The organism is Yersinia aldovae ATCC 35236 (assembly GCF_000173735.1).
GTDB lineage: Bacteria > Pseudomonadota > Gammaproteobacteria > Enterobacterales > Enterobacteriaceae > Yersinia > Yersinia aldovae.
Window position 1 is genome coordinate 19913 of sequence record NZ_ACCB01000044.1, and the last position, 14035, is coordinate 33947.

Here is a 14035-nt window from a genome sequence, read left to right on the forward strand (position 1 = left end):
ATAAGGTTAAGATGGACGATTCTATGACTGACAAAAAAACTGTACCGCTATCAGTACTCGATTTATCACCGATAGCGCAAGGTAAAACACCGCGAGAGGCTTTCCACGCTTCGCTGGACTTGGCTCAACAGGCTGAAAAATGGGGATACCAGCGCTATTGGCTGGCTGAACACCATAATATGACCGGTATTGCCAGTGCGGCGACCTCCGTGTTAATTGGCTACATTGCTGGAGGTACTAGCACAATCCGCGTCGGCTCTGGTGGTGTCATGCTGCCAAACCATTCGCCATTAGTGATAGCAGAGCAGTTTGGCACCCTCGCTTCGCTCTATCCTGACCGTATCGATCTGGGCCTTGGCCGCGCGCCTGGCAGTGACCAACGCACCATGATGGCACTTCGCCGCCATCTGTCCGGTGAAGTGGATAACTTCCCGTCTGATGTGCGCGAACTGCAAAACTACTTTGCCGAGGCACAACCCGGTCAGGCGGTACAAGCGGTTCCGGGTCAGGGCTTGCATGTTCCACTGTGGTTATTGGGTTCCAGCCTGTATAGCGCTCAACTCGCCGCCGCAATGGGCCTGCCTTTTGCTTTTGCATCCCATTTCGCGCCAGATATGCTGCTTCAGGCACTAAAACTCTATCGCGAGAACTTTAAGCCCTCCGCTCAATGTGCAAAACCGTATGCAATTGTGTGCGTGAATATCGTCGCCGCAGACAGCGATCGTGATGCCCGCCTCCTGTTTACCTCAATGCAGCAGCAGTTTGTCAATCTGCGCCGTGGCACACCGGGTCAGTTACCGCCTCCGGTAGAAGATATGAATAATATCTGCTCACCCGCCGAGCAATTGGGTGTTGATCAAGCTCTGCGCCTGTCTATTATTGGAGATAAGAGCAAAGTACGGCACGGGCTTCAGGCATTATTACGCGAAACACAAGCCGATGAATTGATGATCAATGGCCAGATCTTTGATCATCAGGCGCGCTTATACTCATTTGAGATAGTTGCTAGCTTGCAACAAGACTTGAAACCGGTTGAGCACCTGTAAACTGCTCACCAATGAAAGCGCAGACATAAAAAAACCAGCCCGAAGGCTGGTTTTTACATTTAATCATCAAAGATGACTAAGCGTTATGCATCACCGAAACGACGGCGAGTTGGTGCAGCAGCAGCTGGCGCTGGCGCAGCGGCATCATCACGACGTGGTGCAGCAGCGCGCTGACCATCACGGTTGCCACGACGTTCGCCACCACCGGCAGGAGCACGGTCGCCGCCGAATGAACGACGAGGAGGAGCACCTGCGCCATCACGACGTTCACCACCTGCGGTACGAGGGCCACCACGGCGCTCACCACCGGCACCGCCAGCTGGACGCTCACGGCGTTCATGTGGCTGTGCATCACCCAACAGCTGCATGTTCAGCGGCTTGTTCAGGATACGGGTACGGGTGAAGTGAGATAACATTTCGCCCGGCATACCTTTTGGCAGCTCAATAGTTGAATGCGAAGCAAACAGCTTGATGTTACCAATATAACGGCTGCTGATATCACCTTCGTTAGCGATAGCGCCAACGATATGACGAACTTCAACACCATCATCACGGCCCACTTCAATGCGGTACAGTTCCATCTCACCAACATCACGACGTTCGCGGCGTGCTGGGCGCTCGCCACCATCACGGCTATCAGCGCGAGGCTCACGACGGCTGTCACCACGGTCACGGTCACGACCACGATCGCTACCACGGTCATCACGAGAATTGAATTCACGCTGTGGGCGGCGCGGTGCTTCAGGTGGCAAGATCAGAGGACGTTCGCCCTGTGCCATTTTCAGCAGTGCAGCAGCCAGTGTTTCGAGATCAAACCCGTCTTCTGGTTGCAGCTTAGCCAGCAATGCACGGTACATATCCAAATCACTGCTTTCTAGCTGTTGGCCCACTTTTGCCGCAAATTTAGCTAAACGGCGTTCGCCCAGCAATTCTGCGTTTGGCAACTGAACTTCTGGAATCGTCAGCTTCATGGTGCGTTCAACGTTTTGCAACAGACGACGTTCACGGTTCTCGACGAACAGTAACGCACGGCCAGCGCGACCCGCACGACCGGTACGGCCAATACGGTGAACATAAGACTCTGAATCCATAGGGATATCATAGTTCACTACCAGGCTGATACGTTCAACGTCCAACCCACGCGCAGCAACATCAGTTGCAATCAGAATGTCCAGACGGCCATCTTTCAGACGATCCAGTGTCTGCTCACGCAGTGCCTGATTCATATCGCCGTTCAATGCAGCACTGTTGTAGCCGCTACGTTCCAGGGCCTCTGCAACTTCCAGCGTGGCATTTTTAGTACGCACGAAGATAATAGCCGCATCGAAATCTTCAGATTCCAGGAAACGAACCAATGCTTCTTTCTTGTTATAGCCGCCACCCACGCGCCAGAAACTCTGGCTGATGTCAGGGCGGGTCGTCACGCTAGACTGAATGCGGACTTCCTGTGGCTCTTTCATAAAGCGACGGGTGATACGACGAATCGCTTCCGGCATGGTAGCAGAGAACAGCGCGGTCTGATGTTCAGCCGGGATCTGTGCCAGAATATTTTCGACGTCTTCGATAAAGCCCATGCGCAGCATTTCATCTGCTTCATCCAATACCAAACCGCTCAGGTTGGACAGATTCAGAGTACCGCGTTTCAGGTGGTCTAACAGACGACCTGGGGTACCAACAACAACTTGTGGCCCCTGGCGCAAAGCGCGTAATTGAACGTCATAACGTTGGCCACCGTACAGGGCCACCACGTTAACGCCGCTCATGTGTTTTGAGAAGTCGGTCAGTGCCTGTGCAACCTGAATAGCCAACTCACGGGTCGGTGCCAACACCAGCACCTGTGGCGCTTTTAATGTTGGGTCAATATTGTGCAACAGCGGCAGACCAAACGCGGCTGTTTTACCACTGCCTGTCTGTGCCATACCGAGAACATCACGGCCGTTTAACAGGTGTGGGATGCATTCCAACTGGATAGGAGATGGTTTTTCATAACCAAGATCAGTCAGAGCGGAAAGAATAGGAGCGGATAGCCCCAGATCAGCAAAAGAGGTTTCAAGCTCAGTAGTCATGTACACGTGCCTCATTAATAATGGCAGCCAGTCTACATAACTCGTCGAGAAAATTTTCAGTCATTTTCATTGAAAAGTGTGAACCGGCTCAAATTAGATTATAAAACGAACAAAAAGGCCATCACCTGTTAGGGTGATTAACTTTGGAAAAAACCAAGGTATATCAGGCTAATAGTTGTTCGTCAGCTATTGCTGGTCCGATTCCGATAGGTCGTCTTGTTCTTGGCCCAAAAGCGCCAATTCCAACAATGCATAGCGGTGCTCAACAAAATTATGAACGTTGTTAGCTACCGTCAGTTTGAACAGCGCCGAAGCGGTGTCCTTGTCCCCCAGACTTAGGTAATGTTTACCTAAATAGAAGTCAGTTTCACTGAGATGCTCAGCGAGCGAAGTGTTATCCGTTGCATCTGCCTTGAGCCTTTCCATCAGCGTTTTTTCGCTGATCGTGCCCAGGTAGAATTCGACAATATTCCATCCCCATTGCCCTCTGTCCGATTTTTCATAGCGCTGTTGTAACGCTACTGCCGCTGTCTTGGGATCGATTTCTCTTTCCACCAGATACAGCCACAACGAACGGAAGGGATCATTTGGATCGTCTTGATAAAACGCCTGCAGATCATCCTGCGCCAACGGGAGTCGACCGCCATAATAGAGAGCGATACCCCGGTTTAAACGCGCGTAATTGTAAGTTGGATCAAGCTCTAGTACAGAATCAAACGCTTCATAGGCAGCATCAAAATTGCCTGCCTGCGTTAAATAAATGCCCAGATAGTTAAAAACTTCTGGCATATCAGGACGAATAGCTAACGCTTGCGAAAAATCATTTCGCGCTAGTGCCCGTAGCCCGAGGCTATCATACAGCACTCCGCGCTCATATAAAAGCTGTGCGCGCTCATCATCCGTAAGTGCCCGGCTTGCAAGGATTTGTTCCATGCGGGCCAGAATCACTTCCTGCTGCAACGTAGGTTGCAACGGGATTGCCAACACCTCGTCTTTACGCCAATCATGGTTGCTGCATCCTGCCAGCATGAGTGCTGTCACAACGTAACACCAGCGCAAGAAAGGCTTCATTTCCTACTCCCGAAGACAAACATTGGACAAACATCCTTTCATCCATTTGTTTAACACAAGGGCATCCTGCCCTCGAGATAACACGGCCCCTCACTAATGCGTAAGGGGCAATGGAATACTTATTACTCTGCTGCTTCTGGTGCCGGTGCTTCTGCGTCAGGAGTAGTGGCTTCTTTGATGCTCAGGCGGATACGGCCTTGGCGATCAACTTCCATTACTTTAACTTTCACTTCCTGGCCCATTTGCAGATAGTCTGTCACTTTCTCTACGCGCTTGTCAGCGATTTGAGAAATATGTACCAAACCTTCTTTACCGCCACCGATAGCAACGAATGCACCGAAATCAACGATACGGGTCACTTTACCATCATAGATACGGTTCACTTCGATTTCAGCAGTAATTTCTTCGATGCGGCGGATAGCGTGTTTCGCTTTGTCGCCGTCGGTTGCTGCAATCTTAATGGTGCCATCATCTTCAATTTCAATGGTAGTGCCAGTTTCATCAGTCAGCGCACGAATCACAGAACCACCTTTACCGATCACATCCTTGATTTTCTCAGGATTGATTTTCATGGTGTAGATACGGGGAGCAAACTCGGAGATATCGCCACGCGGTGTACTGATAGCCTGTTCCATAACACCCAGAATGTGCAGACGCGCACCCTTAGCCTGGTTCAGAGCCACCTGCATGATTTCGCGGGTGATACCTTCAATTTTAATGTCCATTTGCAGTGCGGTGATACCATCACGGCTACCAGCTACTTTAAAGTCCATGTCGCCTAAGTGATCTTCGTCACCCAGAATATCGGACAGAACAACAAAGTTGTCATCTTTTTTAACCAGACCCATTGCGATACCGGCAACAGCGGCTTTAATTGGTACACCCGCATCCATCAGGGCCAAAGAAGCACCACAAACAGAGGCCATTGAGGAAGAACCGTTAGACTCGGTGATTTCAGAAACCACACGAATGGTATAAGGGAACTCGCTCGGGCTTGGCATTACTGCCAACACACCGCGTTTCGCCAGACGGCCATGACCGATCTCACGACGCTTAGGTGAACCAACCATACCGGTTTCACCAACACAATATGGAGGGAAATTATAGTGTAGCAGGAATGAGTCAGTACGCTCACCCATCAGTTCATCAATATTTTGCGCATCACGAGCCGTACCCAGTGTGGCGGTAACCAGCGCCTGAGTTTCGCCACGGGTGAACAGCGCAGAACCGTGGGTACGTGGCAAGACGCCAGTGCGCACGTCCAGACCACGGATCATGTCTTTTTCGCGGCCATCGATACGCGGCTCGCCACGCAATACACGGCTACGCACGACGTTTTTCTCAACATCGCCCAGAATGTCATGGATCTCACCAGCATTTAACGTTTCATCTTGTGCCAGTAGCACTGCGGTTACGTCAGCTTTAATCGCATCAACCTGAGTGTAACGTTCTTGCTTCTCAGTAATACGATACGCATCACCCAGACGAGCTTCTGCCAGCTCAGCCACGCGCGCATGAAGCGCTTCGTTAACAGGTTCAGCATGCCAATCCCACTTCGGTTTGCCCGCTTGTGCAACCAGAGCGTTGATATTTTCAATCACAATTTGCTGTTGTTCGTGGCCGAAGACCACCGCGCCTAACATCTGATCTTCAGACAGAATCTGTGCTTCTGACTCAACCATCAATACTGCGGCAGCAGTACCGGCAACAACCAAGTCCAGACGGCTTTCTTTCAGCTCGTCGGTGGTTGGGTTCAGTACATACTGATCGTTGATGAAACCAACGCGAGCAGCACCGATTGGGCCATTGAATGGAATGCCTGACAGGCTCAGTGCAGCAGATGCGCCAATCAATGCCACGATGTCCGGGTTAATTTGTGGGTTAACCGAAACCACAGTTGCAATAACCTGAACTTCATTCAGGAAGCTGTCTGGGAACAGTGGGCGAATCGGGCGGTCAATCAGACGTGAAGTCAGTGTTTCGCCTTCACTTGGGCGGCCTTCACGGCGGAAGAAGCTGCCTGGGATACGACCAGCAGCGTAAGTACGCTCCTGATAGTTAACCGTCAGAGGGAAGAAGCTCTGGCCTGGTTTGGCTTTCTTTTGGCCAACAACAGTCACAAAAACTGCGGTGTCGTCCATGCTTACCATTACAGCGGCGGTTGCCTGACGAGCCATCATGCCGGTTTCAATGGTAACGGTATGTTGACCGTACTGGAATTTACGAATAATCGGAGTCAGCAAAATAGTATCCTTATACTATGCGGTGCCGGATCGTATTGACTCTCCATCCACCTGTTACTATTACCTTCACACTGCATCCTCGCGACTAATGACAATCCTTAACCCTCATGAGCTAAAGTCTCTCATTAGCCGCGCGAACCTCTGCACCGGAAGATCCTATTTATACCCGTCATCTTTCGATATGTAGCTGTGTTGGCTGCGTTCAATCACCCGAATCACTTACTTATGTATGTAAGCTCATCGGGATTATGAGCCTCATCAGAGGCTCACCCTGCGGGCCAGCGCAAGCGCTGTTCAAAGTGGTTTACAACCAATTTGTCTTTCGCTTGCCGCCTTCCTACATCTCGAAATCTATTGGGTGGACAAATCCTATAGAACAGCAACAATATACTAACGTATTTTATCATTGCTGCTTAGAAAAAAGGGGCCAATTGGCCCCTTTTTCCTGAAACTCGCAGACTTAGCGACGCAGACCCAGACGCTCGATCAGGGTAGCATAACGCGCTACATCTTCACGCTTCAGGTAATCCAGCAGCTTACGACGCGTGGATACCATACGCAGCAGACCACGACGGCTATGGTGATCTTTTTTGTGCTCGGAGAAGTGACCTTGCAAATGGTTAATTTGAGCAGTCAACAGAGCAACCTGAACTTCGCTTGAACCGGTGTCATTTTCACCGCGACCGAAGTCAGCAACAATTTTAGCTTTCGCTTCAACACTTAGAGACATGATACAACTCCAAATATATAGATAAATTAAAACAGGCGCCGATCTCTAATTCAGCAACCCAATATGTAAGCCGCACTATTCTACTCTTTGAACTGCTGGATCGCAAGATAAGCGGTTTGGCCTTACGCGATGACCGAACTTTCTACATCCGCACTTTCCACAACCAGGCGTTTAGGCGCCACACGACCATCTTCAGCGATAGTACCAATACCAATGAATTTATGCTCTTCGCCTTCAGTGATACGAACCATACCTTCACCAGGCGCACCCGAAACATGCACCGGCTGGCCCTGTTTCACGTAAGCGGCAACCGCAGGTAACAGATTGACTTCAGGGAAGTTAAGCACAGCACTGTCCATCGGAAGTAACAGCAGATCCAGCTCTGGATTGGGCGAGCGCTCTTCTGCCTGTGCCGCTTCCACCATCGCCGTTAACTGCTCCAACGTCACCATACGCTCACTTGGATAAGTCGCCACTTGCAACCGGCGCAGATAACTCACATGTGCGCCGCAACCCAACAATTCACCCAAATCATCAACAATGGTACGGATATAGGTGCCTTTGGAACAGTGGATTTCCAGCTCAAGGTCATTGCCTTCCCAGCGGATAAACAGCAGTTCGTACACCGTAATACTGCGGGCTTCACGCTCGACTTCAATCCCCTGACGGGCATATTCATACAGCGGCTTGCCTTGGTGCTTCAGTGCAGAATACATGGACGGCACTTGCTGGCTATGACCACGGAAACGGTCTAACGCGGCATCCATCTGGGTTTGAGTGACGTTAACCTCACGCTCACTGATTAACGCACCTTCAGCATCTGAAGTATCGGTACGTTGACCTAAGCGAGCAACCACGCGATAACGTTTATCGGAATCCAGCAAGAATTGGGAAAACTTGGTCGCTTCGCCCAAACAGATAGGTAACATACCGGTTGCCAATGGATCGAGCGCACCGGTATGACCTGCGCGGTTAGCGCTAAAGAGACGTTTTACTTTCTGCAAAACATCATTAGAGGAGAGGCCCAGCGGCTTATCCAATAACAGAACGCCGTTAATGTCACGGCCGCGACGACGTGGACGACCCATTACTTCTCCTCGTCGTTACCCGAATTAACCTGACGTTCTACATCACTTTTGATGACGTTAGTCACCAGGTTAGACATCCGCATCCCTTCAATCAGGGAGTTATCGTAGGCGAAGGTCAGTTCTGGCACGATACGCAGGCGCATCGCTTTGCCGAGCAAAGTACGGATATAACCAGAGGCATCTTGCAATGCTTTAATGCCGTTTTTAACCGTATCCGGTGAGGCATTGTCAGTTAATACGTTCAGGAAGGTCACAAAGACTTTAGCATAAGCCAGGTCACGGGAGAGTTCGATACCCGAAACGGTAGCCATGCCAACACGAGGGTCTTTGATTTCACGCTGTAAGATGAGTGCGATCTCTTTTTGCATTTCCTGCGAAACACGTTGAGAACGGCTGAATTCTTTTGCCATTTGGATTCTCCAGACAAATTGGGGGGCCAAGGCCCCCCAAATGGATATAAGCAGATCTGAGGCGATTAATCGATAGTACGTTTGATTTCGATAATTTCGAAGACTTCGATCACATCACCAGTACGGACGTCATTGTAGTTCTTAACGCCAATACCACATTCCATGCCATTACGAACTTCGTTAACGTCATCTTTGAAGCGGCGCAGGGATTCCAGCTCGCCTTCATAGATAACCACGTTGTCACGCAGCACACGGATTGGATTATTACGCTTAATCACACCTTCAGTAACCATACAACCTGCAATCGCACCAAATTTCGGTGATTTAAATACATCACGAACTTCAGCCAGACCGATGATTTGCTGTTTGTACTCCGGTGCCAACATCCCACTCATCGCCTGTTTAACTTCGTCAATCAGGCTATAAATAACTGAGTAGTAACGCAGATCCAGGCCTTCACTTTCGACGACACGACGGGCTGAAGCATCAGCACGGACGTTAAAGCCAAGGATGATTGCGCCAGATGCCGCCGCCAGTGTTGCGTCAGTTTCGGTGATACCACCAACGCCTGAGCCAACAATGCGCACTTTCACTTCATCAGTAGACAGTTTTTCCAGTGAATCACAGATAGCTTCACAAGAACCCTGTACGTCAGATTTAATAACGATGTTCAGTTCAGAAACTTCACCTTCGGTCATGTTAGCAAACATGTTTTCCAGCTTCGATTTCTGCTGACGAGCCAGCTTAACTTCACGGAATTTGCCCTGACGATACAGTGCAACTTCACGGGCTTTCTTCTCGTCACGAACAACGGTCACTTCATCACCGGCCGCAGGAACGCTGGACAAGCCCAGAATCTCAACCGGAATAGACGGACCCGCAGACGTGATATCACGGCCCAGTTCGTCACGCATCGCACGTACACGGCCATACTCGAAGCCACACAGCACGATATCGCCTTTGTTCAGCGTACCTTGTTGAACCAACACGGTAGCAACAGGGCCACGGCCTTTGTCCAGGAAGGATTCGATAACCACACCGTTTGCCATGCCAGTACGAACCGCTTTCAGCTCCAGAACTTCAGCTTGCAGCAAGATTGCGTTCAGCAATTCATCAATACCGATGCCCGCTTTCGCAGACACGCTGATGAACTGAGACTCGCCGCCCCACTCTTCTGGCTGAACGCCGTACTGAGACAGCTCGGTTTTAACGCGGTCTGGATCAGCTTCTGGCTTATCGATTTTATTCACTGCAACCACAACCGGTACTTTAGCCGCTTTAGCATGTTGAATAGCTTCGATAGTTTGTGGCATCACGCCATCGTCGGCTGCAACAACCAGCACCACGATATCCGTTGCCTGAGCACCACGGGCACGCATTGAAGTAAACGCGGCGTGTCCTGGGGTATCCAGGAAGGTGATCATGCCGTTTTCGGTTTCAACGTGATAAGCACCGATGTGCTGTGTAATACCACCAGCTTCACCTGACGCCACTTTCGTGGAGCGGATGTAATCCAGCAGAGAGGTTTTACCGTGGTCAACGTGGCCCATGATGGTCACAACCGGAGCGCGATGCTCAGCAGCGGCTTCAGCGCCAGTATCACGGTCGCTCATCAGTGCTTCTTCCAGTTCGTTTTCACGACGCAGGATGACTTTGTGGCCCATCTCTTCAGCAACCATCTGAGCGGTTTCTTGATCGATAACCTGGTTGATAGTGGCCATTGCACCCAGTTTCATCATCGCTTTGATGACCTGAGAGCCTTTAACTGCCATTTTGTTGGCCAGTTCAGCAACTGTCACAGTTTCACCGATCACGACATCACGGTTAACCGCGACGACAGGTTTGTTGAAGCTCTGCTGCAATGTGCTTGGTTTACGTTTGCCTTTACGGCCAACAGCACGCGCTTCTTCACGATCAGCTTTAGACTCAGAGAGTTTATTGCCTTTCTTCTGTTTAGTCGCTTTGCCACCACGAGTACGGCTGCGGCGATCGCCTTCAACTTTGGCGTCGTTTTCATCTTCCGCGGCGCGCGCATGTTGTGAGGTAGTTACATGGTAATCGGCAGATTCAGTCTGTTCAGCCACAGGTGCTGGCCATTTACCTTCATTGTCGGCTGCCATTTTACGGGCTTCCTCAGCAACGCGTTTAGCGTCTTCCTCGACCTTACGGCGTGTTTCTTCTTCTACTGAGCGTTTCAGCTCGGCAGCTTCAGCTTCACGGCGTGCTTTATCGGTCTGGGCTGGTTTGTTTTTTTCGTCGGTTTGTTGATTCGTCACTTTTTCTTTTTCCGCTGCTTGGCGTTTAGCTTTTTCAGCGGCCTCACGTTTGGCTTGTTCTTCGGCCGCACGTTTAGCTTTTTCTTCAGCGATTTTCTGCGCTGCTGCTTCCGCTTCACGTTGTGCCTGCTCTTCCGCTTCACGCTGTGCCTGCTCTTCCGCTTTCGCTTGTTCAGCTTCCGGCGTATTTACAAAAGTGCGTTTCTTGCGGACCTCGATTTGCACCGATTTACTTTTTCCGCCGGTGCTCGGAATATTCAAGGTGCTACGCGTTTTGCGTTGCAACGTGAGTTTATTAGGCACACTACCGTGTTCACGGTTCAAGTGTGCTAACAATGTTTCTTTTTCTTGCTGGGTAACTGAGTCTACTTCAGACTTCTTGATCCCTGCATCAGCAAATTGCTGTACCAGGCGATCAACTGGGGTCTGAATCTCAGCTGCCAGCGATTTTACGGTTACATCTGTCATGCTGTTCCTTCCTGCTACAGTTTATTACGCGTTATCGCCAAACCAACAGATATTACGTGCAGCCATAATCAGCTCGCCGGCTTGCTCATCGCTAAGCTCTTCAATATCTGCCAGATCGTCGATACCCTGCTCGGCAAGATCTTCCAGCGTACACACACCGCGCGCAGCCAATTTAAATGCCATGCTACGTTCCAGACCGGCCAGATTCAGCAGATCATCAGCGGGTTTTTGGTCGCCAAGACTTTCTTCTTGTGCCAGGGCCAGCGTGGTCAATGCAGCTTTGGCGCGGTCACGCAGCGCTTCAACCGTATCTTCGTCAAGACCATCGATTTCCAGAAGTTCTTTCATTGGCACGTAAGCCAATTCTTCCAGAGAAGAGAAACCTTCCTCTACCAACGTGGTGGCAAAGTCCTCATCGATAGCAAGATATTTGGTGAAGGTATCAATAGCGGCATGAGCCTCGGCCTGATGTTTCGCCTGAAGATCGTCCGCCGTCATTACGTTCAGCTCCCAGCCACTCAGCTGTGCAGCTAAACGTACGTTTTGGCCGTTACGGCCAATTGCCTGTGCCAGGTTACTGGCTTCAACGGCAACATCCATCGTGTGTCTGTCTTCATCAACCACAATAGACGCAACATCAGCTGGCGCCATAGCGTTAATAACAAACTGGGCCGGATTATCATCCCACAATACAATATCAATGCGCTCGCCGCCAAGCTCGCTGGAAACAGCCTGAACACGGGCACCACGCATCCCAACGCAAGCACCGACCGGATCGATACGTTTGTCATTGGTTTTGACCGCAATTTTAGCACGCGAGCCAGGATCACGGGCAGCGGCTTTAATTTCGATCAATTCTTCGCCAATTTCTGGCACTTCAATGCGGAACAGTTCGATCAGCATCTCAGGGCGTGAACGGCTAACAAATAACTGCGCACCGCGCGCTTCTGGACGCACATCATACAGAACGCCACGGATACGGTCGCCTGGGCGGAAGTTTTCACGCGGCAGCATGTCTTCACGACCAATAACAGCTTCAGCATTATTACCCAGATCCAGCGCAATACTGTCACGGTTAACTTTTTTAACTATACCGGTAACAATTTCGCCCAGATACTGACGGAACTGCTCAACCACCATAGCACGTTCGGCTTCACGTACTTTCTGTACGATAACCTGTTTAGCCGTTTGGGTGGTGATACGGTCAAAAGTGACAGATTCAATCTGGTCTTCGACATAATCACCCAACTGAAGCGTGGGATCTTCATATTGAGCCGCATCCAACGTAATTTCACGCGTTGGCATGGTGACTTCATCAACAGCAACCCAACGGCGGAACGTATCAAAATCACCGGTTTTACGGTCGATGCTGACGCGAACTTCAATTTCTTGTTCGTATTTTTTCTTAGTCGCTGTCGCTAGAGCAGTTTCCAACGCTTCAAAAATTTTCTCGCGCGGAAGGGATTTCTCATTGGAAACTGCTTCTACAACAGCCAGAATCTCTTTGTTCATCCTAGTTGCCTCATCCAAACTTTAAAAGTGGGGTACCAGGTTCGCTTTCTGGATGTTGCTCAGCGCGAACACTTCATCTTTTCCATCCACAGTAACCGTGATCATTTCACCATCAACGGCTTTAATAATACCCTGCCATTTACGGCGGTTCTGCATTGCCATACGCAAAACCAGAGTGACATTTTCACCGAGGTAACGAGTATAGTGTTCAGCGGTGAACATTGGGCGATCAAGGCCTGGAGAGGAAACTTCTAAGTTGTAAGCGACCGTAATGGGATCTTCAACGTCCAATACAGCGCTGACCTGGTGGCTGACATCAGCACAAGCATCAACAGTGATCCCATCGTCACTATCAATATAGATTCGTAGCGTCGATTGGCGCCCCCGGATGAACTCGATGCCGACTAATTCGTAGCCTAAGGCCTCAACCGGTGCTGAAATTATCTCTGTTAACTTTTGTTCTAATGTGGACAAGCCCACCCCCAAGACATAAAAAAAGGGCCTAATAGCCCAGTGATTCTGCTGTCAAATAACAAAAAACCCCGAAATTCGGGGCTTTATGCAACTGGACCCTGTTTGCCGCAAAGCGGCTTCGGTACAACTTTCTGACAAGTATTTTTTTCAAATTGAAATCGAAAGTATCTGAGGTCTACCGAATACAACATTTGAAAAACAACACTTTAGGAAAGTGGTTGCGGGGGCCGGATTTGAACCGACGACCTTCGGGTTATGAGCCCGACGAGCTACCAGGCTGCTCCACCCCGCGTCCGAAAACGTGGCAAATATTACGTCGATAACGATAAAAAAGCAAGTTATCTGTCTGATTTGGTACCGAGGACGGGACTTGAACCCGTAAGCTATTGTATTGAAGTATAAAGATATCCCTCACAAGCTTATCTGAATCTATACTTACTACAGATTGCTTAATTTCCTACTTACCACTGCTCTACATGCAATAACATAACGATAAGCAATAATGCAATACGACATCAGACATGTAGGATAATACCCATAACGTAAGGTAAAATCAAAATTTTATCTTACTATCTATCAATAGCGATAAACTGGACTAGCAGCTTTGAATAATACATATCCATAGTCTCATTCAATCAGCTATCTTCAGGG

11 protein-coding genes and 1 tRNA gene are annotated in these 14035 nt (G+C 49.8%); 1 reads left to right on the forward strand and 11 read right to left on the reverse strand.

Features of this window, described 5'->3' with window-relative positions:
• Window positions 1-23 precede the first annotated feature (23 nt).
• Complete coding sequence (locus YALDO0001_RS16420; RefSeq protein ID WP_004704657.1) at window positions 24-1046, forward strand: luciferase-like monooxygenase; 1023 nt, start codon at window positions 24-26, stop codon at window positions 1044-1046.
• Between the two features lie 83 nt (window positions 1047-1129).
• On the opposite strand, the gene YALDO0001_RS16425 is transcribed toward YALDO0001_RS16420, so the two are convergent.
• From YALDO0001_RS16425 to YALDO0001_RS16470, 11 genes are all read right to left on the reverse strand, one after another.
• Window positions 1130-3112 carry a DEAD/DEAH family ATP-dependent RNA helicase gene (locus YALDO0001_RS16425; RefSeq protein ID WP_004704658.1) on the reverse strand — a complete coding sequence of 661 codons (1983 nt, stop codon included), beginning with the start codon at window positions 3110-3112 and terminating at the stop codon, window positions 1130-1132.
• Window positions 3102-3182 (reverse strand): protein YrbN, encoded by an 81-nt coding sequence (gene yrbN / locus YALDO0001_RS22430; RefSeq protein WP_096335046.1) that lies wholly within the window; start codon window positions 3180-3182, stop codon window positions 3102-3104. The genes YALDO0001_RS16425 and yrbN overlap by 11 nt, the downstream gene beginning before the upstream one ends.
• A gap of 116 nt (window positions 3183-3298) precedes the next feature.
• Window positions 3299-4183 (reverse strand): lipoprotein NlpI, encoded by an 885-nt coding sequence (gene nlpI, locus YALDO0001_RS16430; protein ID WP_005156264.1) that lies wholly within the window; start codon window positions 4181-4183, stop codon window positions 3299-3301.
• A gap of 122 nt (window positions 4184-4305) precedes the next feature.
• Complete coding sequence (gene pnp / locus YALDO0001_RS16435; RefSeq protein WP_004704660.1) at window positions 4306-6426, reverse strand: polyribonucleotide nucleotidyltransferase; 2121 nt, start codon at window positions 6424-6426, stop codon at window positions 4306-4308.
• Between the two features lie 460 nt (window positions 6427-6886).
• Window positions 6887-7156 (reverse strand): 30S ribosomal protein S15, encoded by a 270-nt coding sequence (gene rpsO / locus YALDO0001_RS16440; protein WP_004704661.1) that lies wholly within the window; start codon window positions 7154-7156, stop codon window positions 6887-6889.
• Between the two features lie 122 nt (window positions 7157-7278).
• A complete protein-coding gene (gene truB / locus YALDO0001_RS16445; RefSeq protein ID WP_004704662.1) occupies window positions 7279-8244 on the reverse strand; it encodes a tRNA pseudouridine(55) synthase TruB in 966 nt (321 codons plus the stop codon).
• Window positions 8244-8654, reverse strand: a complete 411-nt coding sequence (gene rbfA / locus YALDO0001_RS16450) for a 30S ribosome-binding factor RbfA (RefSeq protein WP_042840334.1) — start codon at window positions 8652-8654, stop codon at window positions 8244-8246. Before rbfA ends, truB begins: the two co-directional genes overlap by 1 nt.
• A 65-nt stretch (window positions 8655-8719) precedes the next feature.
• Entirely contained in the window at window positions 8720-11398 is a 2679-nt protein-coding gene (gene infB / locus YALDO0001_RS16455) for a translation initiation factor IF-2 (RefSeq protein ID WP_004704663.1), read from the reverse strand.
• Between the two features lie 24 nt (window positions 11399-11422).
• The gene (gene nusA / locus YALDO0001_RS16460; protein ID WP_004704664.1) at window positions 11423-12910 is read right to left on the reverse strand and encodes a transcription termination factor NusA; all 1488 of its coding nucleotides are present in this window, start codon (window positions 12908-12910) and stop codon (window positions 11423-11425) included.
• 21 nt (window positions 12911-12931) lie between these two features.
• Complete coding sequence (gene rimP / locus YALDO0001_RS16465; RefSeq protein WP_042547634.1) at window positions 12932-13384, reverse strand: ribosome maturation factor RimP; 453 nt, start codon at window positions 13382-13384, stop codon at window positions 12932-12934.
• A 215-nt stretch (window positions 13385-13599) separates the two neighbouring features.
• Window positions 13600-13676: transfer RNA gene (locus YALDO0001_RS16470), tRNA-Met, on the reverse strand.
• Between the last annotated feature and the right edge of the window lie 359 nt (window positions 13677-14035).

Excerpts from the sequence above, each read along its gene's own strand:
- YALDO0001_RS16420 (WP_004704657.1), top strand. The coding sequence starts at position 24 with ATGACTGACAAAAAAACTGTACCGCTATCAGTACTCGATTTATCACCG.
- YALDO0001_RS16425 (WP_004704658.1), bottom strand. The coding sequence starts at position 3,112 with ATGACTACTGAGCTTGAAACCTCTTTTGCTGATCTGGGGCTATCCGCT.
- yrbN (WP_096335046.1), bottom strand. The coding sequence starts at position 3,182 with ATGAAAATGACTGAAAATTTTCTCGACGAGTTATGTAGACTGGCTGCC.
- nlpI (WP_005156264.1), bottom strand. The coding sequence starts at position 4,183 with ATGAAGCCTTTCTTGCGCTGGTGTTACGTTGTGACAGCACTCATGCTG.
- rpsO (WP_004704661.1), bottom strand. The coding sequence starts at position 7,156 with ATGTCTCTAAGTGTTGAAGCGAAAGCTAAAATTGTTGCTGACTTCGGT.
- truB (WP_004704662.1), bottom strand. The coding sequence starts at position 8,244 with ATGGGTCGTCCACGTCGTCGCGGCCGTGACATTAACGGCGTTCTGTTA.
- rbfA (WP_042840334.1), bottom strand. The coding sequence starts at position 8,654 with ATGGCAAAAGAATTCAGCCGTTCTCAACGTGTTTCGCAGGAAATGCAA.
- infB (WP_004704663.1), bottom strand. The coding sequence starts at position 11,398 with ATGACAGATGTAACCGTAAAATCGCTGGCAGCTGAGATTCAGACCCCA.
- nusA (WP_004704664.1), bottom strand. The coding sequence starts at position 12,910 with ATGAACAAAGAGATTCTGGCTGTTGTAGAAGCAGTTTCCAATGAGAAA.